Source organism: Oceanispirochaeta sp. M1, assembly GCF_003346715.1.
GTDB lineage: Bacteria > Spirochaetota > Spirochaetia > DSM-2461 > DSM-2461 > Oceanispirochaeta.
The window spans coordinates 99,546-118,774 of sequence record NZ_QQPQ01000012.1 but is presented as its reverse complement, the minus strand read 5'-3'; the positions used below and the strand labels follow the sequence as shown (position 1 = coordinate 118,774).

Annotated in this window: 16 protein-coding genes; 6 read left to right on the top strand and 10 right to left on the bottom strand. The window is 41.6% G+C overall.

All coding sequences use genetic code 11. The annotated features are described in order from the left end of the window. Nucleotides 1-51: 51 nt before the first annotated feature. Nucleotides 52-708: a ribulose-phosphate 3-epimerase gene (gene rpe, locus DV872_RS10505; protein WP_114629886.1), complete on the bottom strand. Its 657-nt coding sequence runs from the start codon at nucleotides 706-708 to the stop codon at nucleotides 52-54. A 176-nt stretch (nucleotides 709-884) separates the two neighbouring features. Here rpe and DV872_RS10500 point away from each other — a divergent pair, with 176 nt between their 5' ends. After that, entirely contained in the window at nucleotides 885-1,826 is a 942-nt protein-coding gene (locus DV872_RS10500) for a hypothetical protein (protein ID WP_114629885.1), read from the top strand. Between the two features lie 21 nt (nucleotides 1,827-1,847). Continuing rightward, nucleotides 1,848-4,538 (top strand): transcription elongation factor GreA, encoded by a 2,691-nt coding sequence (gene greA, locus DV872_RS10495; RefSeq protein ID WP_114629884.1) that lies wholly within the window; start codon nucleotides 1,848-1,850, stop codon nucleotides 4,536-4,538. A gap of 147 nt (nucleotides 4,539-4,685) precedes the next feature. Here the strand turns inward: greA and DV872_RS10490 are convergent, their stop codons facing one another. The 3 genes from DV872_RS10490 to DV872_RS10480 all read right to left on the bottom strand — a co-directional run bounded on the left by DV872_RS10490 (nucleotide 4,686) and on the right by DV872_RS10480 (nucleotide 8,200). Next, on the bottom strand, nucleotides 4,686-5,459 hold the full coding sequence (locus tag DV872_RS10490; RefSeq protein WP_114629883.1) for a hypothetical protein: 774 nt from the start codon (nucleotides 5,457-5,459) through the stop codon (nucleotides 4,686-4,688). 124 nt (nucleotides 5,460-5,583) lie between these two features. Then, on the bottom strand, nucleotides 5,584-7,716 hold the full coding sequence (locus DV872_RS10485; protein WP_114629882.1) for a Tex family protein: 2,133 nt from the start codon (nucleotides 7,714-7,716) through the stop codon (nucleotides 5,584-5,586). Between the two features lie 55 nt (nucleotides 7,717-7,771). Further along, complete coding sequence (locus DV872_RS10480) at nucleotides 7,772-8,200, bottom strand: hypothetical protein (RefSeq protein WP_114629881.1); 429 nt, start codon at nucleotides 8,198-8,200, stop codon at nucleotides 7,772-7,774. Between the two features lie 200 nt (nucleotides 8,201-8,400). Between DV872_RS10480 and DV872_RS10475 the strand changes: the two genes are divergently transcribed. From DV872_RS10475 to DV872_RS10460, 4 genes are all read left to right on the top strand, one after another. Next, nucleotides 8,401-9,450: a BMP family protein gene (locus tag DV872_RS10475; RefSeq protein WP_114629880.1), complete on the top strand. Its 1,050-nt coding sequence runs from the start codon at nucleotides 8,401-8,403 to the stop codon at nucleotides 9,448-9,450. Between the two features lie 111 nt (nucleotides 9,451-9,561). After that, complete coding sequence (locus tag DV872_RS10470; RefSeq protein ID WP_114629935.1) at nucleotides 9,562-11,055, top strand: ABC transporter ATP-binding protein; 1,494 nt, start codon at nucleotides 9,562-9,564, stop codon at nucleotides 11,053-11,055. After that, on the top strand, nucleotides 11,052-12,155 hold the full coding sequence (locus DV872_RS10465; protein ID WP_114629879.1) for an ABC transporter permease: 1,104 nt from the start codon (nucleotides 11,052-11,054) through the stop codon (nucleotides 12,153-12,155). Before DV872_RS10470 ends, DV872_RS10465 begins: the two co-directional genes overlap by 4 nt. Then, the gene (locus tag DV872_RS10460; protein ID WP_114629878.1) at nucleotides 12,155-13,084 is read left to right on the top strand and encodes an ABC transporter permease; all 930 of its coding nucleotides are present in this window, start codon (nucleotides 12,155-12,157) and stop codon (nucleotides 13,082-13,084) included. Before DV872_RS10465 ends, DV872_RS10460 begins: the two co-directional genes overlap by 1 nt. 96 nt (nucleotides 13,085-13,180) lie before the next feature. On the opposite strand, the gene DV872_RS10455 is transcribed toward DV872_RS10460, so the two are convergent. The 6 genes from DV872_RS10455 to DV872_RS10430 form a co-directional block, all read right to left on the bottom strand. Beyond that, nucleotides 13,181-13,567 (bottom strand): pyridoxamine 5'-phosphate oxidase family protein, encoded by a 387-nt coding sequence (locus DV872_RS10455; RefSeq protein ID WP_114629877.1) that lies wholly within the window; start codon nucleotides 13,565-13,567, stop codon nucleotides 13,181-13,183. A gap of 94 nt (nucleotides 13,568-13,661) precedes the next feature. Continuing rightward, entirely contained in the window at nucleotides 13,662-14,813 is a 1,152-nt protein-coding gene (locus tag DV872_RS10450) for a uroporphyrinogen decarboxylase family protein (RefSeq protein ID WP_114629876.1), read from the bottom strand. Next, nucleotides 14,810-15,991, bottom strand: a complete 1,182-nt coding sequence (locus tag DV872_RS10445; RefSeq protein ID WP_114629875.1) for a phosphopentomutase — start codon at nucleotides 15,989-15,991, stop codon at nucleotides 14,810-14,812. The genes DV872_RS10450 and DV872_RS10445 overlap by 4 nt, the downstream gene beginning before the upstream one ends. Continuing rightward, nucleotides 15,966-16,640 carry a deoxyribose-phosphate aldolase gene (gene deoC / locus DV872_RS10440; protein ID WP_114629874.1) on the bottom strand — a complete coding sequence of 225 codons (675 nt, stop codon included), beginning with the start codon at nucleotides 16,638-16,640 and terminating at the stop codon, nucleotides 15,966-15,968. Before deoC ends, DV872_RS10445 begins: the two co-directional genes overlap by 26 nt. Nucleotides 16,641-16,711: 71 nt before the next feature. Continuing rightward, nucleotides 16,712-17,923 carry an L-serine ammonia-lyase, iron-sulfur-dependent, subunit alpha gene (locus tag DV872_RS10435; protein WP_114629873.1) on the bottom strand — a complete coding sequence of 404 codons (1,212 nt, stop codon included), beginning with the start codon at nucleotides 17,921-17,923 and terminating at the stop codon, nucleotides 16,712-16,714. 1 nt (nucleotide 17,924) lies between these two features. Then, nucleotides 17,925-19,049 (bottom strand): thymidine kinase, encoded by a 1,125-nt coding sequence (locus tag DV872_RS10430; RefSeq protein WP_114629872.1) that lies wholly within the window; start codon nucleotides 19,047-19,049, stop codon nucleotides 17,925-17,927. Nucleotides 19,050-19,229 lie beyond the last annotated feature (180 nt).

Below are 19,229 nucleotides of genomic sequence, written 5' to 3'. Positions count from 1 at the left end.
AGTTCAAACATCGGCGGTCCATCCTTTAAAGTAAAATACCTTTCACCCAGATCAGCAATTTTTTAGATACTCAACCTCTGCTGCAGGATCGTCGGCACCGAAGAAAGCGGACCCGGCGACAAAAACATCTATTCCTGCCTCCTTACTCTGCTTTATTGTGGACCTGTTTACCCCGCCGTCAATTGAGATCTCATACTTATAGCCCTTTTCTTCTCTTATTTCATTGAGTATTCTGACCTTATCGAGACATTCAGGGATCAGAGACTGTCCACCGTATCCCGGGTTTACTGTCATAATAAGCACCAGATCTACAAAAGGGAGCAACTCAGACAATACTGAAACAGGAGTTGAAGGTACTATAGAGATCCCTGCTCCTGCACCGCCGTCCTTAATCATCTGTATAACCCTGTGGCCATGAACAACAGCTTCCGCATGAAAGGTGATAAAATCGGAACCGGCCTTTAAAAAGGACTGAACATGATTTTCAGGTTTCTCAATCATCAGATGAACATCAAGAGGAAGATCTGTTTTTGACTTCACGGCTTTTACCATCTGAGATCCAAAAGTTATTTCGGGGACAAATGATCCATCCATAACGTCAAGATGGACCCAATCTGCTCCGGCAGATTCAATCAGATTAATACCCTGGGAGATATTCGCAAAATCAGACGCTAAAATCGAAGGAGCGCATTTTATTATTTTCTTCATTTATCAATTATACTTAAAAGTTTTTTTTTGTAAAACTGCAGCTTCAAAAGAAAAAACAGTGAATTATGAATTTTCATTGCTTCACAAAGTTTGCATTTGTTGACTAAAGTAGCGGGACAGGTATAATTAGAAAGATGCAGTAGTGCATTTACCTGAATGTTCAGGCTAAAACAAGAATGAGTGATATAGAGCTGAAAAAAGACATAGATGAATATCTCGAAGATGTCTATCGCTCTACCGCGAGACGGGAACTCGATAGAGCCCTGTCTATGCTGGATGAAGCTTATTCTGTAGACTTTGACCGTGAAGAACTGGCGGGACTTCTCAGAATGCTGAAATTCTGGAAAGAGCGCTGGAACAGAATGATCGATTTTACCGGTCCATATGAAAAGGGAGACTATCTTTTGAAGCAGTGGGATCAGTTTACTGACTGGTCAGACAAAATCAAAAGTGTGGCTCCTGAGAGGGGAATTCAATCCCTGAAATACATGGTTCATTCAGAAGCGTTGTGCTGCTATGAACAGTTACATCTGGATGATAACAATGATTTGGAACTGTACCTTGGAATCGGAAGATGCAATAAGGTGCTGGGGAATTATGAAAAAGCAGTCAGTATCCTTGAAAAAGGTGCCAAGATGAACAGAGATAACTCTGAGATTCTGGCTGAATTGGCTGATACTTATGCCCTTGTAGATGAAATGCAGGGAGCTAAAATATTTTTTCGGGAAGCTTTCTATCTGAATCCTGAGCAAGTTGATTTATCAAGACTTGAATCAGGACTCATACTGAAGCTCATTGAGAAAGTTATTGAGACCGGTATAGAAAAAGAATACCTGAGTGAATGGCTTCCTGTGTACGGAGTCATCTATGGAGTATTCAATATCAAAAGAGAAATGCGGCCTATTGAGTATGGAAAACTCAAGCAGTCCATTTTTTCTCTTCAGAATGAAATCCGGCAGAATAGTGAGAACGGGACGCTGGTGCCCCGTTTAATAAATAGGTATTTCTGGCTTATTGATCATTATATAAGCACGAAGGAAGATAGAAAAACGATTGATGAGGTCCTTATGAATATAAAATTGCTTAACCCGTCAATTTACCGGCAGTACATCAACTAAAGCAGGAGTATGTTAAAAACTATGTCAGAAGAAATGATCAACAAAATTAATGATTTATTGAATGAGGAAAAATGGACCCGTGCTACTCTCAGCAATTATACAATCAAGAATTTTGAAGAGCTGGATGAAACAGTAGAAGAGATTCTTAATTCCAATATACAGGATGAAATCAAGGAACTTTGTGAAGAGCATCTTGATCACTCAAAAAACAGTATTATCGGTTTGTATATATCAGGAATCATCTCTCTCGATAAACAGCAGATTGACGATTCTCACCTTGTTGAGCTAATCAACATCTTTTCCGGTAATCACAAATGGAATATAGTTGAATTTCTTTGTGAACGGATTCTCAGATTCGGTGAAAACAAAATGGCTCTCCGTGTTCTTTCTGAGTGTTACAGCAATGAAGATCGTCATGATGAGATTTTCACTGTCTGGGAAAGACTAATCAAAATTGATTACAACGAAGCCGAGATCGTCAAGAAACTAGCTGAAAAATATGAAGCTGATGGAAAGACTGAAGCAGCTATCAGCTATTATAAAAAAGCAATACACCGATATATCAATAAAAACCTCTTTACAAATGTTAAAGATGTTTGGTCAAAACTGATCGAACTGAGTCTTGATGATCTTGAATTCTTTCTTATGGTTGAAAAGAAAATCGCCAAAACCATGTCCATTGAAAAAGCTACAGTTCTTCTTGAAGACATTTACCCTGCAATTCAGGAAAAAGGTGATTGGGAAACTGCAATCAATATATTGAAATTGATTCTTCAGTACGATGCAAAAAGCCCCTGGGCAAGAAAAGAGATCGTCAACTGCTACAGAAGCCGTTTTGAAGGTCACAGTCAGCTGGAAGAATATATTAAACTTTCAAACCTCAATCAGAGCTGGAGAAATATCACCGAAGCGATTTCTGACTTTGAAAAGCATATCTCTTTCGATGCAGGAAATTTTGTACACCATAAAACATGGGGTGTCGGTGTTATTCGTGGAATCAAGGGTGATGAAATCACAATCGATTTTGCAACAAAGCGTGGACACACCATGTCTCTCAAAATGGCTGTAAATGCTTTGTTGAGTCTTACAAAGAATCATATATGGGTATTGAAAAGCATTCTTCCTAAAGAGAAGCTTCATGCCAAAGTTAAAAAAGATATTCCCTGGACTCTGAAAACAGTTATCAGAAGTTTTAACAATGCTGCTGATATGAAAAGAATGAAAGCTGAGCTTGTTCCTGCTGTTCTAACACAGGGTGAATGGTCCAGCTGGAGTACCGAAGCAAGAAGAGTTCTTAAAACAGATGCCGATTTTGGTAATATGCCCGAGAAGCTTGATCTGTTTATGGTAAGAGATAAGCCCATTTCCTTTGAAGAGAAAACCTTCAACAGATTTAAGGCTGAGACTAATTTCTTTGACAGATACCAGACAATTCTTGAGTTTATGAAAGAAGCAGATCCTGATTCAGACTACTTTTCTGAAATGTTTAATTACTTCACAGCTTTTCTGAAAGCCGCCAATGTAAATGAGCAGGTAGTTTGTTCCTTTCTTTTTGTTTCTAAAATCATCAAGGATTTCCCCTTCCTCAACCCTGGAATAAATTATAGTTTCACTGATGTATTTAATGATGTTGAAGACCTGGAATTGATGTTCGGTTCCATTCAATATGCAGATCTGAAAAGAGAGTTTCTCCTGGAGATCAAAGCCAATATTGATGAGTGGCAGAACTATTATATTATGCTTTTCCCCTACTACCTGAATAAATCAGTTGTTGAGGATCTTATCGGCAATGGATTTGATAATCTTGTAAAAGATAAGCTGCAGGATATCATGACTCATTTCAGAGAATTCCGGGAAGCCTTCCTGTGGATAGCAAAATCTGCTGTTGACGAACCCTGGTTCCCCTCCATTGGAATCCCCTATGAAAAGATTCTAATCAACATGATTCACCTTCTGGATATCACATTCAGAGACATAAGCAACAAGAGAAATGTTACTGAGAATAAGAAGCTCAACAGAGCAATTCAGACATTTCTTTTTAAGGATAACAGACTTGAAGACTTTATCCTCAGCGGAGACGAAGACACAGTAAGCCGTCTTTTCACCCTTCTGCAGGATGTTAAAGAGATGGATGTTACCATCAAGCTGGGTATCCGGCAGAAAATCAAGGATAAATATCCCAAGATTAAATTCCTTGGAGAGAAAGAAGAAACTCCTGTTACAGCAGTTTCACATACTCTTTTTGTTCTTGAAGAGAGTCTCCGGAGTAAACAGAAAGAACTTAAGCATATCCTTGATGTGGAAGTTCCCCAAAACTCCAAAGAGATCGGTATTGCCATTGAAATGGGAGACCTGAAGGAGAATGCCGAATACAAGGCCGGTAAGGAAAAGCAGGAATCTCTTAACATTCAGGTCGGTAAGCTGAAAGAAGGTATTGAAAAGGCTAAAGTCTTTGATCCTTCAACTCTGGATATTAAGAAAGTATCCTTCGGAACCAAGGTTACTCTCGTTGATGAAAACAATGAGAAGGAAGAGGTTTTCACAATCTTAGGTCCATGGGAATCAGACCCCTCCAACAATGTTATTTCCTATGTATCACCCTTCGGTGCCGCAATTATGGGAATTAAACTGAATAAATCAACCAAGTTCACTATCAATGAAAAGGATTACTCCTATAAGATAACCCTCATTGAGAAAGCTGATTTACTCTAATAAATATGTAAATGCTGCCTGATGAAAAAGGCAGCAGAACAAAATGCCTGTCGGGTTATCCGGCAGGACAAAAAAATAGGCTGCAGGTTCATTTGAACTTCTGCAGCCTTTCTTTTTATAATCAGTATTTAAAACTAATCTTTAATATCAATCTTTCCAGGGGAAAATTGTACCTTTCAATGTTCTTACACCGACTTTCTCTCTTTCCTCTCTAAGGAGAGCGCCCCAGGGGATCTTTTTCCTATCAGCATCAGGAGTCTCTTCAAGATAATCATACTTCATGAGAATGAGTTTCATTGCACTCTCCTGCAGAATCAGGATTCCACCGATACCAGGCAGAATGAAGGCAAGAGCCAAAGAAACACCGGCATTGAAAAGCATACCGATAGCAAGAGCCACAGCTACACCGGTATTATCAAAAAAGAGGATAAAACTCTTTTTAACAATTTTCCTCAGATCCTTATCAAGGTTATTCATTACGGGAAAGAAAAACACCAGTGTGATTGATACAATTACAAAGATCCAGAATAGAAAGGCCAGACCGATAAGACCCATGGTACTACCCAATGCGGAATAAAACTGAAATCCTGTAAAACAGATGAAATAGAAGAATATTGATGCTGCTCCGAGGATCAGGCTTTTTTTCCAGTTATCCTTCAGATGTGTCAGAATATCTTTCAGATCGGGAGATTTATATTGAACAATATCTCGTACATAAGCTGAAACGGCACCCACATAGACAAAAATCAGAAGAATACTCAGTATAAGCATGGCAAGACTTAAAGCAGGTATATCAACAAGAGCCTTCGGAAGAAATACCGGGATTGCCACAAGAAGAATCATAACAAAATTGATAAGCAGCATGCGGCCCATATTATCCCAGGCATCCCAGAATGCTTTCTTAAACATAAACAGTATCATCAAAACTCCTAACACCCTTGCGGGTTTTTTATTTTATATTTTTTTGAGCTGAGGTTGTAGTATTCTAATTTACTAAAATTACTCGGCTCCAGGCAAATTATTTTTTTTCAGCGCGGCTGACTGATCAGCCCTGATCAATTCCTTTCATAGAACAGGAAATTCTTTTTCTGCTTAGATCTACTTCAAGGATTTTTACCTGTACCTTCTGAGCAACTTTAACAACATCAGAAGGGGAAGATACAAAATGATCTGACAGCTGACTGATATGTACCAGGCCGTCCTGATGAACACCGATATCAACAAAGGCACCGAAAGCGGTAACATTTGTAATTAAACCGGGAAGAATCATCTCCTCCTGCAGGTCTTCCATGGTGTTAATATCTTTATTAAACTCGAAAAGAGTAAACTCTTCCCTCGGGTCTCTTCCAGGCTGTTTAAGCTCATCAATTATATCCTGGATCGTCTCCATTCCCCTGTTTTCCTGTACAAACTCTTTTAAGGATAAACCGGTCAGTGATTCAGGATTTTTAATCAGATTTTCCACTGTGGTGCTGAGTTTCTTACATAACTCATCGATAAATGAATACTGCTCGGGGTGAATTCCTGTATTATCCAGTAAATTTTTACCATCCCTGATTCTTAGGAATCCCGAGGCCTGTTCAAAACACTTATCCCCTACACCTTTTACCTTCTTCAATTCCTTTCGGGAACTGAAAGGCCCTTGGGCATCTCGGTGAGCCACAATTGAAGCTGCTGTTTTGGCATTGAGGCCTGAAACATAGGATAAAAGCTGTTCACTGGCGGTGTTGAGCTCTACACCCACTGAGTTTACACAAAACATAACCACCTCATCCAGCGCCTGTTTAAGGGCTTTCTGATTGACATCATGCTGATACTGTCCAACTCCTATGGAGGAAGGATCAAGTTTAACCAGTTCGGCCAGCGGATCCATAAGTCTTCGTCCGATGGAAACAGCCCCCCTGACAGTCAAATCATAATCAGGAAATTCCTTCCTGGCTGTTTCAGAAGCGGAATATATAGAAGCACCGCTCTCGTTCACCATAACAACAGGAATATCCTTCAGACAGTCCAGGGAGAGACAGAACTGTTGTGTCTCACGACCACCGGTTCCGTTTCCCACTGCAATGGATTCTATTTTATATTTGTGAATATAAGATTTTATTTTTCTCTCTGCATCATCAGTTTTACTATGAGGAGGCAGAGGATAGATCACATCATTTGCCAGTAGCTTTCCCTGTGGACTGAGGCAGACAATTTTACATCCTGTCCGTAGTCCGGGATCCAGTGCCAGTGTTGCTTTCTGTCCTAAAGGAGCCTCCATCAGTAGAACCCGTAGATTCTCAGAAAAGACACGGATAGCTTCTTCGTCAGCAATTTCTTTCAGACCTTTTTTCTGCTCTGTCTCCAGAGAAGGTGCCAGTAGCCGTTTATAACAGTCTTTTTCCATATCCTCTACCAGACTGTTCCATCGGCTGCTTTTAACAGGAGCCGATCTTTGGAGAGTACTGAGAGCCTTATCACTGTCCGGTCTGATCTTCAGACGGAGAAATCCCTCATCTGAACCGCGGAACATGGCCAGGATTCTATGAGAAGGTGTTCTGGCAGATAATTCCTCTCTGTCAAAATAATCCCTGTATTTCTGACCCTCCTCCTCCTTTCCCTTTACGGGCTTACTATGGAGATAGGAGCGTTCCTTATAAAGTTGTCTGAGGGTCTGCCGGACTCTGCTGTCTTCATTAATAGTATCTGCCAGAATATCCGAAGCCCCCTGAAGAGCATCATCCCAGCTGTCCGCCTGTCCCTGAGAACCATAATAATCGGATTTATTAACGCTGGATGGGTCGGCATTTTTCAGAATAAGATCTGCCAGAGGTTTCAGCCCTTTTTCGGCAGCAGCCATACCCCTGGTTTTTCTTTTCTGTTTATATGGAAGATATAGATCCTCAAGAATCACAGAATCTTTACAGCCTTCGATGGCGTTTCGCAGGGAATCGGTCAACTTACCCTGGGATTCTATTATTTTAAGAATACTTTTACGACGTTTGTCCAGCTCCTGAAGCTGATCATATGTTTTAATAATTGAAGAGATAACGACCTCATCAAGATTTCCGGTTTTCTCTTTTCTATAGCGTGCCATAAAGGGCACTGTAGCCCCGTCTGCAAACATTTCAAGTACGCTGGACACAGTCTGCTCACGTAGAGAGAGTAGACCTGCTGTTTCTTTAATATTAGTCATGAAGACAGTATAGATGGTTATTGAAAAATATCAATATAAACAGAGTCCAGGTATATCAGTTACGGACTCTGTTTATCTTCAGTTCCTCTCCGCTAAGATTCAATTCAAGAATCTCGCTCCAGCGGCTGCTTTCATCTGCGAAATGGGAACGGATACGTACATATACTATATCTGACTTAATCTCCTTCAGGAGGAGAAAGGGTTCTTTTGTGGTCCAGTGCTGTCTCGAATCGGTAAATTTCTGGTCAAAAGCCACCTGGATTTCATAGGATCTGACCATTCGGTTTTCTTCCCATTTCAAAGTATAAGGAAGACGTGAGATTGGACTGTCTACGATAAATTTAGGACGGCTTAAGTAGAATTCATCTTCCACTGCTGTATTGTCATCTGGTACATCGTTGCTTTTGCAGGAAAAAACTATAGAGAACAGAGCTGCTATAAGCAGAATCCCTGCAGTTTTATTATATACATTATTTATGTTCATTTAAATGGTTTCCGGGTTTCAGTTTTGCATCAATATATAAAATGCGTTACGCCGTGTAAAGTCAAAGAACTACAATACGGTCATGAATGGGTATCGAAACAGAATAAAAGGTCTTACTTTATCTAATTCAACTTGACACTTAGACGTTTGAAACTTAACCTAGAATTTAGAATTCTATGAATCATCTTTAAGGAGAAAGTATGAAAAAACTGTCTATTCTTTTAGCAGTAGTTTTTGCTCTGACACTTGTTGGTTGCAACAAGCAGAAAGCAGAAGTAGCTGCCCCCGCAGAAGAAAAAGCTGTGGAAGTTGTTAAAACGTCAGTTACCATGGTAACTGACGTGGGTGGTGTTAATGACCAATCCTTCAACCAGTCAGCATGGGAAGGTCTGCAGAGAGCTAAAAAAGACCTTGGAATCGATGTATCTTACAAAGAATCCAAACAGAATGCCGACTATATGCCTAATATGGAAAGTGCTCTTGATGAAGACATTGACCTAATCTGGGGAATCGGTTTCATGATGGCAGATGCTATCCTCGAAGCTGCTCAGAACAATCCTGATCAGAAGTATGCCATTATTGACAGCGCTTTCGAAGATACTCCCTCAAACCTTGTAGGTGTTGTATTCGAAGCTGAGCAGGCTTCATACCTCGTTGGTTACATCGCAGGTAGAATGTCTGAGACTGGAAAAGTCGGATTTATCGGTGGAATTAAATTCTTCCTGATTGAAGAGTTTGAGTACGGTTTTAAAGCCGGCGTAAAACAGGCCGGTGCTGATATTGAAGTATTAACCCAGTATGCTGAGTCTTTTACAGATGCAGCCAAGGGTAAATCAATTGCCAACTCCATGTACCAGCAGGGTGCAGACGTTATTTTTCATGCCGCAGGTGGTGTTGGAAATGGTCTGATCGAAGCTGCTAAAGAGCAGGGAAAGTGGGCAATCGGTGTTGACCGAGACCAGAACGACCTGGCTCCCGACAACGTACTTACATCTGCTATGAAGAGAGTAGACAACGGTATCTACAACCTTTCAAAAGATCTTAATGATGGGAACTTCCCCGGAGGTTCCACTGTATCTTACGGTCTTGCTGAAGACGGAGTAGGAATTGCACCTACCAGCTCCAAGCATGTTCCTGCCGATATTCTGGCAGAAGTTGCTTCACTTGAAAAAATGATTATTGCAGCTGACTTTGTTGTTCCTAATACAGCAGACAGTCTTGCAGCTTATAAAGTTGTAGAATTAAAATAATCAGATTACAATTTAAGTAATTAAAAAATTGACCCTGCCTCCCGGTGGGGTCAATTATTTTCTGGAGGGAAGTCTTTGAATAATTATGATTTCGACCAGATCGCTGTAGAGATGAAAGGGATTACTCAGAAATTCGGTTCCCTTGTAGCCAATGACAATATTGACCTGACTGTACATAAAGGAGAGGTTCATGCCCTCCTGGGTGAAAACGGTGCGGGGAAAACGACTCTGGTAAACTCTCTGTACGGTCTTTATCACCCCACTTCCGGGGATATTTTCATCAATGGTGAAAAAGTAGTCATGGATACGCCTAATGTGGCTATTCAGCATGGAATAGGCATGGTTCACCAGCATTTTATGCTTATTAAACCTTTCACAGTTGTTGAAAATATAATTCTGGGTATGGAAACACACAAATACGGTGTTCTGGATATGGCAAAGGCTACCAGAGACGTTATGGAGTTATCCGAACGTTATGGGCTTGCCATCAATCCCACATCCTGTATTCAGGATATCACTGTAGGTATGCAGCAGAGAGTTGAAATATTGAAAGCTCTCTATAGAGGAGCGGATATTCTTATCCTGGATGAACCCACTGCGGTTCTGACTCCTCAGGAAATCCTCGACCTTATCAATATCATTAACAGCCTCACAGAACAGGGTAAAACCATTATTATCATTACCCACAAACTAAAAGAAATCAAAGATGTTTCTGATTTCTGTACCATAATCCGTCGTGGAAAAAAGATTGATACTGTTAAGGTTTCTGATGTTACTGAATCAGACCTTGCATCAATGATGGTGGGACGGGAAGTATCCTTTAAAGTAGATAAGGTAGAAGCAACTCCCAGTGAAATAGTTCTTGAAATAAAAGACCTGCATGTTAAAGATAACAGAAAGATACCAGCTGTTCGCGGTCTGAACCTGAAAGTTCGTCGAGGTGAAATCCTCGGAATTGCAGGAGTTGACGGTAATGGTCAGAATGAATTAATTGATGCACTTACAGGAATCTGTAAAGCTGAATCCGGAGAAATATTAGTCAACGGAGCTAATATATTGGGACTCAGTCCACGAGGTATTCTGGATCATAAAGTGTCTACAATCCCTCAGGACAGACAGAAAAGAGGCCTGGTACTTGAGTATTCAATAGCTGAAAATATTATTATTGAAAACTATAAAAAGGCACCATTTTCTAAAAATGGGTGGCTTAATTTCCCGGCAATAAAAGATTATGCAAAAAAGCTTGTGAAAGATTATGATATTCGTCCGGATGACGAAAATTATATTTCCGGTTCCCTTTCAGGTGGTAATCAGCAGAAAGTTATAATTGCTCGTGAAATCTCCAACGATCCTGATCTTCTGATTGCTGTACAGCCTACCAGAGGTCTTGATGTGGGAGCTATTGAATATGTTCATAAGGCTCTGGTTGCTCAGCGAGACAAAGGCAAAGCAGTCCTTCTCATATCCCTTGAACTGGATGAGGTAATAAATGTTTCAGACAGACTAGGTGTCATTTATGAAGGTGTGATTGTAGGAGAAATAGAGTCTGAAGGTGCAAATGAAAATGATATTGGACTTATGATGGCAGGAGGTACTCACGAATGAAAAAACGTACAAGCAATTCTGCCCTGGGTCTAACTTTGATATCCATAATTCTTGGATTATTAGTAGGTGCAGTGATACTTATACTAATTGGATATAACCCGATAAAAGCCTATATTGTAATGTTTGAAGGAATCTTTGGATCTGCCAAAAATTTCTCATGGACTATTATCTATGCTACACCACTTATTTTAACGGGTCTTTCTGTAGCATTCGCCTTCAAAACGGGACTCTTCAACATAGGAGCCGAAGGACAGTTTATCGTAGGTTCTCTGACTGCTGCGCTTGTGGGATACTATGTTCATATGCCTGCTCTGCTTCATGTCCCGTTTGTTCTGATCTGCAGTATTACTGCGGGATCTTTATGGGGGAGTATTGCAGGATATCTTAAGGCAAAATACGGTGTTAATGAGGTTATCTCAACCATTATGCTAAACTGGATAGCCCTGTATCTGAATAACTTCTTGGTACTTAATGAAAAAATTAAAAGACCAGGCTCAGAGGCAACCAATAAAGTCCTGGATTCAGCGAAAATTATTTTCTTTGATACATGGAAAAGAAGTCCTGAAGGTCAGGTATTCAAAAAAGCACATCCATTTTTCAATGATATTTTAAGAACACCTGCAAATGCGGGATTTCTGATTGCTATTGTCGCTGCTGTTGTGATTCTTCTTATTCTAAATAAGACAACATTAGGCTACAGTCTTAAAGCCGTAGGTTTTAATCGGGATGCTGCTGAATTCGGCGGTATAAATATAAAGTCCAACACCATAAGCGCCATGGCGATTGCCGGTGGACTTTCCGGCCTGGCCGGTGCTGTTCAAATATTGGGATTTACAAGAGAAGCATCAGCACTTGCTGCTATGGAAGGTTATGGTTTTGAGGGTATCTCGGTTGCCCTGATCGGAGCCAATAATCCTATTGGATGTATTCTGGCTGGACTTTTTTACGGATCATTGAAATATGGCGGATCAAAAATCCAATCGAAGATTGGTGCCCCCTATGAGATCATAAGCATTATCATGGGAACAATTGTTCTGTTTATTGCCATGCCTAAACTGATAAAAATGATGAAACTGACAAAGAAAAAGGAGGCTGAATAATGTTTTTTGAAAGCATTGCCTTTCTTCTGGGTACTACTTTGATGTATGCCACCCCACTTATTTATACATCTCTCGGCGGTACAATCTCTGAAAACTCGGGTGTTGTAAATATCGGCCTTGAGGGAATAATGTTTATGGGAGCCTTCATCGGTGCAGCCATAGGTTATTATACACATAACGGATGGATAGGTTTTCTTGCTGCGGGTGTGGTGGGCGGTCTTTTCGGACTGCTTCATGCGGTAGCCTGTATCAGCTTTACAGCTAACCAGGTTGTTTCGGGCATCGCCATTAACTTTCTGGGTCCTGGATTTGCCCTGCTTCTCAGCCGTCTGATGTTTGATGGTGCAGCAATGACACTACCCCTGCCTCTTGATGAGAAAATCAGCCGTCCTCTGAATGGAGTATTCGAACAGAATTCCTTCTTTGACATGATTTTCAACCGCTATTCAACTGTATACCTGGCTTTTTTCTTAGTACTGCTTGTATGGTTTGTGCTTTATAAGACAAAACTGGGTCTGAGAATCCGTTCTGTAGGAGAACATCCTGAAGCAGCAGCAACACTGGGTATAAGTGTTTATAAAATCAGATATATGTCAGTAATTGCATCGGGTGTTTTGGCCGGATTCGGCGGTGCCGCCGTAAGTATTGCCATTGTTTCACAGTTCAGGGTGACCCTCATATCGGGTCAGGGATTTATTGCTCTGGCAGCCATGATCTTCGGAAAGTGGAAACCTCAGGGTGCTATGTGGGCCTGTCTCCTTTTCGGTCTGGCTCAAGCCATTGTTGTATTCATGCCCAGAACAGGTATTGAAGTGTCATCACAGCTGTTGAGCATGCTGCCCTATGTAATGACACTTGTTCTTCTTGTTATATTTGTTGGAAAATCTGTTGCACCTTCTGCCGATGGAAAGATCTACGAAAAGAACTGAAACTGATCCGGTGAATGGAAATAGTATATAAATGAAAAAGCTGTCCTGTGATTATCACGGACAGCTTTTTTTATTGGTGATTAAAAAAGGGTAATATCAGGCCAGACGCTCGGGTCCGTTATATACTTCTTCCACATTCATGTAAAATCCGGCCTTGGGAGTAAGCTGAGGACGTTCCTCATGAACCCAGTCAACGGCAGCCTGATATTTGGCTCCCTCGCTGTGACATTCCATTGCACCCTTTATCTGATAGGCAATTTTTGTATCAGGATCCAATACAACAAGACTGGCCTGTGGATTAGCATCCAGATTTGCTCTTGTCTTCTCGAATTTATTATCAGCAATAAGTATTGTATTCTCATCAATGACCTTTAGACATGCGATATACACAAGATTGCTTTTTCCATCTGCTGAGGCTGTTGCGATGCAGTAAGGCATTGTTTTTTCTATTGCTGTAATTACTTCCGGTGATAATTTTGCCATATTTCTCTCCTGATAAATCTTAATAATTTAAATCTATCAGGAGCTTGAGTTATTTGCAATAGCCGTGCATATGCACATTTGTTTTTTTAACCTTTTATCTGCACTTTCTCTCAGTAGAATAAAAGGCAAGAATATTTTCCAGGGGTACATCAGCCTGAATATAATGGGCTGAAGTACAGATATAGCCGCCATCGGGACCCAGTGTTCTGCATAGAGAATCAACTTCGTTCTGAACATCATCCACAGAACCAAAAGGAAGTGTTCTTTGAAGATCGCCTCCACCGTGAAATGCCAGAGCAGCGCCCCAGCGGTTTTTTATAGTCTTCATGTTCATATCTTTCGCGGCTGGCTGAAGCGGATTAAGAACATCAATATGCATGTCATCCTTAAACGCATCTACAAGAGGGAGAACAGACCCGCAGGAGTGATATATAAGCTTAACATCGTATTCTTTTATTACTTTATTCAATTTCTGATGAAAAGGGAGAATAAAACGTCTCCACATATCAGGAGACATAAGAAGTCCATCCTGCACGGCCACATCATCATAAGTATATACCATGTCGATTGAATCACCGGCTTCGGCCATAGCAGCCCTGAAATTGGAAATAAAAATCTCTGTATAACAGTTCATGATAGCTTCTGGAATTTCCGGTTTTTCATAAAGAGCCACCAGAAAACTATCAAGACCGTAAAGAGCCCAGGCAGATTCGAAAATTCCACCTATGTCGTATCTGATATGTCTTTTCTCTTTTCTGTTTGCCTGTTCTACGGCTTTATGAAGGCTTTTCCAGTCCCAGAAGGATGAATCGGGCCATTTGTCCCATGTTTCCACCGCTGAAACTGTTTGGGCATCTGCCAAAGGAAATGCCGCATACTCTTCATACACTGAATATTCATTTTGAACAATTTTCCGTACACTGCCCCAGGCATTATAGAACGATCCATCTCCATTCTTTTCGAGTTCCGGACCGATATAGTCTGGGGAAATTATTCTACAGTCGATACCAAGGAGATCCAGGAGATCATCCTTTCTATGGACAGAAAAATAATTCATCAACTTAACCCAGTTCTCGGGAACAACCCAGAAATCAAAAGGAACCCTGTCGGGCTCCTTATGATTCAGTGCGTCACTTACCCTTTCATGGGAATTCATATCTGAAGAGGACTCTAACCAGGTTTTACGAAACCACTCTTTAATCTGAGCAGAATCAGCCCCGGTGGAAAGCATCTCTTTCATATTCATAGAAAAGATTCACCGTGCTCCATAGACCCAACCTGAAAATAATCACATAGGGAAGCGGTTATATCTGAAAAACTCTCTCTGATCCCCACTGAGCCTCCCTCAGCACCTTTCTGATACCAGAGTAGTGGAATATGTTCACGTGTATGATCGGTTCCTTTAAAGGAAGGATCACAACCATGGTCACCTGTAATAATCATTACATCACCATCTGCCATCATATCCAGAAACCGGGGCAGTTTGGTATCAATTTCCGATACAGCAAACCCGTAACCTTTCACATCACGACGATGTCCAAAAATCATATCCGTATCAACAAGGTTTACAAAAAGAAACTCTTTAGCTTCAGAAGGTTTTGAAAGAATCTCTTCGGTTCTGTCAATACAGGCAGGATTCCCTGAATCATGATGACTTTCTGTTATGCCGGATTCGTTGAATATGGAACCTATTTTGCCGACAGCCACTGTCTTAACACCATTTTTCTGCAGATGATCCAGAAGTGAATCATCAGGCAGAGCGATGGAATAGTCATGGCGCTCTTTAGTACGGAAAAAGGCATCAGATGGACCATCAAAGGGTCTTGCGATAACACGTCCCACAGCCAGAGGATCACAAAGTTCCCTGGCAATCTCACACATCTTATATAGCTCTTCGATTGAGTATTTAGACATATGGCAGGCTATCTGAAAAACTGAGTCTGCCGAGGTATAACAGATGGGATACCCTGTTTTCAGATGCTCAGCACCCAGTTCTTCAATTATTGCAGTACCGCTTGCAGCCTTGTTGCCGAGAATCCCGCCGCATCCGGTCTTTTCAATGAAAGCCTGAACCAGATCTTCGGGAAAGGAAGGATACTCTTTAGGAAATTGAGTAAATGCCTGTTCCAGTACAAGTCCCGCCATCTCCCAATGACCTGTTGTTGTATCCTTGCCGGGAGATTTTTCTTTCATAACTCCGAATTTTGCCGATGGAGCTGCAATTGCTTCACATCCGGGGAGTGGATTTCCTAAAAGTTCAGAAGCATTCCCAAGACCCAGGTTCTTCAATGCAGGCCATAGACTTTCCTGCTCCATAGCCTGAGCGATGTGAAGTGCTGTATTTGAACCCTTATCACCGTAATCACCGGCATCCGGGAGTTCACCTATTCCAAAACTGTCAATAACCAGTATTGTTGCCCGCATCGGCATCCCCCTCGACAATAGCAATACCGGCACTGGCGCCCAGACGGTCTGCTCCGGCTTCAATCATGGCCAGGGCTGTTTCACGGTCACGTATTCCACCGGCAGCCTTTACCTGAAGTTTGGGAACAGTCTTTTTCATAAGAGCCACATCTTCAAGAGTAGCTCCTCCGGGACCAAAACCTGTGGATGTTTTTACAAAGTCAGCACCAGCTTCTTCACAGAGAAGACAGGCCTGACGAATCTCTTCTTTACTGAGATAGCAGTTTTCAAGAATAACTTTTACAACTGCAGAACCCGAGGCATCTACAACTGCCTTGATATCTTTTCCTACATATTCTGTATTTCCGGCCTTCATCTGACCAACGTTGATAACCATATCAACCTCACCAGCACCCTCTTTCACTGCCTGCGCTGTCTCGGCAGCCTTTATTTCACTGGGGCTGGCTCCTAATGGAAATCCTACAACCACACAGGGAAGGACAGTACTGCCTTTCAGTTTTTCTGCCACCAGAGAGGTATAGCATGCATTTACACATACTGACGCAAAATCATATTTTAAAGCTTCCTCACATACTTTTTCGATTTCAGACGGCATTGCGCCGGCCTTCAGCAATGTATGATCAATGTATTTCGATAATTTTTTTTCCATTATTTATCCTTTGTTTGAATATAAAGTTAATTTTAGTTTAAAACCCCGGGAAGATTCCATTTTATTCCATTTTATTCCATGTTATTTTCATCATAAAAACTGGCTAATCCACCTAGAGAAGTTTCTCTGTAAGTACTCATAAGATCCCGTCCTGTCTGAGTCATGGTAGCAATGGCATCATCCAGACCGACTTTATGGGATCCGTCGCTGAGGATGGCATATTCAGCACTGGCAATAGCCCGGCTGGCACCCATAACATTCCTCTCGATACAAGGGATCTGCACCAGTCCCATGACAGGGTCACATGTGAGTCCCAGATGATGTTCCAGTCCCATCTCCGCAGCATACTCCACCTGTCTTGGAGTTCCGCCCATAAGCTGTGCGGCAGCACCGGCAGCCATAGCACATGCTACACCCACTTCTCCCTGACATCCCACTTCCGCGCCCGAAATAGAACCGTTTGTTCTGACAATATTACCGATCAGACCGGCTGATGCCAAAGCCCTCAGGAGATCAGTCTCACTCAAATCAAAAGACTCTTTCATTGACCTTAAAACAGCAGGAAGCACACCGCTGGCTCCGCATGTGGGTGCTGTAACCACAACACCGCCGCCTGCATTTGTTTCTGACACAGCAAGAGCATAGGAAAAAAGTCTGGCTGAGGTTGAAAGAGGTTCTGCCAGCATGGCGGCTCTTTTTCTATATGTGCTTGATTTTCGGCTGAGAAAGAGACCGCCGGGGAGTACACCCTCATCTGAGAGTCCCTCATCAATGGAGTGCTGCATATCAGATAGAACAGAGCGGAGAAAATCACGGATGCCCTCCCCCTCGTTCATATATACATACTCCCAGAGACAGAGCCCTTTCTTACTGCAGTGTTTCAGGATTTTTTTCATACTGGAGTGGGGATAAACACTTTCACTGCTGTCTTGATCTCCTGCACCGGATGTCCTGATGATTCCTCCACCGATGCTGTAGCCTTCCCAGTTCCCGATGTTTATTCCGTCTTTCAGGGCTTCCATCTTCATCCCATTGGGATGTTCGGGCATCTCATCCTCGGGAAACCACAGAATCTCCACTGTGCGGGGGGCAAAGGTCTCATTTATTATATGATCTGTCAGATGCCCTTTTCCTGTTAAAGCCAGGCTGCCGTAAAGGCAGACCTTAAACAGGTCAGCCTCGGGGAAATTAATAAAAAATGATGCTGCTGCCTTCTGGGGTCCCATGGTGTGACTGCTGGAAGGTCCGTTACCGGTTTTATATAAAGTTCTTAAAGAGTCCATACTACCACCTGATTGTGCGACCGTTGTCAGCCAGACGGCTGATTAAATACTCCCTGTCAAGTTTCAATTCATCAGCAAGCTGAGTAAAAAGATCCGTTGATACAAGGTTCTGTTCTACATACAAGTATAGAAGAGCTTTTTCAGCAATACAGGGAACTTTTAAAGAATTCATTATAACCTGCGAATGACTGAGACCATCCTCCTGCTCATCAAGAACACTGGCATATAGCAAAGATTCTTTTATATTTTCACTGAGAAGGATCAACTCCTTTTTCAATGGTTCCGAATTTCCACCAGCTGCGGTTTCTCCCAGAGGTTTAAGGGTAAAATATGTATATACCTTCCCCGGAAGAAAGTGATGATTATCACAGCGTGTACAGTAGTTAGGTTCTCTGGGATCTTCCTTCTTCAGGTCTCCCCCGATTATGATAAGAGGATCAAAATAGAGTGCGGGACACTCTTTTCCTCCCACTGAGTAATAACGGTAGGTATAAAAGCTGTCCAGAATACAGTCTGAATGCTCACAGTAGGCAGTCAGAGGATACACATCCGTTGCGGTCTCAATAAGAAGACGAGCTGTAGAATTAAAAATATCCCGTCTGAAATTCAGAATAAGTGTGGGGTAAACAAAAACAAGATCTTTCTTTTCTGATGCATTTTTAATGACATAGGCCATTCTTTCATCAAAAAAGGAGGCCTCATCAATAATCCAGGTACCCATTTCAGGAAAATCATCAATCAGTTTTTCAAGATCAAAGGAGTTTCTTATTTTGGCTATATTATTTCCAAGGCGTTCATAGCCGCCACGATAGGCCAGAGCATCATCCGGATAATCCTCAAAACGTTTTTCATCCAGGGCGGAACGTACGAAAAAGACATTACGTCTGTCTGCATCTCCTGCTCTGGTCAAGTCGCCAACCCTGTCCGATTTTTCGAGGGTAACCCTGGCATCACGCCAGATTTTTGCAGAATACTCGGTTTTACCAGAGCCCATGGGACCAATTACAAGGATTCTTCTACACGGCTTTGTAAAATCAAAATGGCCGTATGACTGATGTACTCGTATTTCCGGGAATCCCAGGCTCTTTAAAAAATCTCCAGATTCACGTTCCATTTTCTGACCCATAAAAGCTTTCCTTCCAGTAGATATAAGAAATAAACAAGCAACAAAAAATATACTGTTATTTACATAAGAACAGCATTCACTGCCCGTGGGGAGATGAATAATAACATTGCCAAACCCTTCAAAGCAATCATTTCAGAAAGATTCTAAAAGAAATTTTCAAAAAGAAAGCATGTTATCTTA

Bases quoted from the DNA above. Each gene is read 5' to 3' on its own strand.
- DV872_RS10485 (WP_114629882.1), bottom strand. From the start codon at position 7,716: ATGACTAATATTAAAGAAACAGCAGGTCTACTCTCTCTACGTGAGCAG.
- DV872_RS10465 (WP_114629879.1), top strand. From the start codon at position 11,052: ATGAAAAAACGTACAAGCAATTCTGCCCTGGGTCTAACTTTGATATCC.
- DV872_RS10500 (WP_114629885.1), top strand. From the start codon at position 885: ATGAGTGATATAGAGCTGAAAAAAGACATAGATGAATATCTCGAAGAT.
- DV872_RS10490 (WP_114629883.1), bottom strand. From the start codon at position 5,459: ATGATACTGTTTATGTTTAAGAAAGCATTCTGGGATGCCTGGGATAAT.
- deoC (WP_114629874.1), bottom strand. From the start codon at position 16,640: ATGGAAAAAAAATTATCGAAATACATTGATCATACATTGCTGAAGGCC.
- DV872_RS10445 (WP_114629875.1), bottom strand. From the start codon at position 15,991: ATGCGGGCAACAATACTGGTTATTGACAGTTTTGGAATAGGTGAACTC.
- rpe (WP_114629886.1), bottom strand. From the start codon at position 708: ATGAAGAAAATAATAAAATGCGCTCCTTCGATTTTAGCGTCTGATTTT.
- DV872_RS10455 (WP_114629877.1), bottom strand. From the start codon at position 13,567: ATGGCAAAATTATCACCGGAAGTAATTACAGCAATAGAAAAAACAATG.
- DV872_RS10460 (WP_114629878.1), top strand. From the start codon at position 12,155: ATGTTTTTTGAAAGCATTGCCTTTCTTCTGGGTACTACTTTGATGTAT.
- DV872_RS10470 (WP_114629935.1), top strand. From the start codon at position 9,562: ATGAAAGGGATTACTCAGAAATTCGGTTCCCTTGTAGCCAATGACAAT.
- DV872_RS10480 (WP_114629881.1), bottom strand. From the start codon at position 8,200: ATGAACATAAATAATGTATATAATAAAACTGCAGGGATTCTGCTTATA.
- DV872_RS10475 (WP_114629880.1), top strand. From the start codon at position 8,401: ATGAAAAAACTGTCTATTCTTTTAGCAGTAGTTTTTGCTCTGACACTT.
- DV872_RS10450 (WP_114629876.1), bottom strand. From the start codon at position 14,813: ATGAATATGAAAGAGATGCTTTCCACCGGGGCTGATTCTGCTCAGATT.
- DV872_RS10435 (WP_114629873.1), bottom strand. From the start codon at position 17,923: ATGGACTCTTTAAGAACTTTATATAAAACCGGTAACGGACCTTCCAGC.
- DV872_RS10430 (WP_114629872.1), bottom strand. From the start codon at position 19,049: ATGGGTCAGAAAATGGAACGTGAATCTGGAGATTTTTTAAAGAGCCTG.
- greA (WP_114629884.1), top strand. From the start codon at position 1,848: ATGTCAGAAGAAATGATCAACAAAATTAATGATTTATTGAATGAGGAA.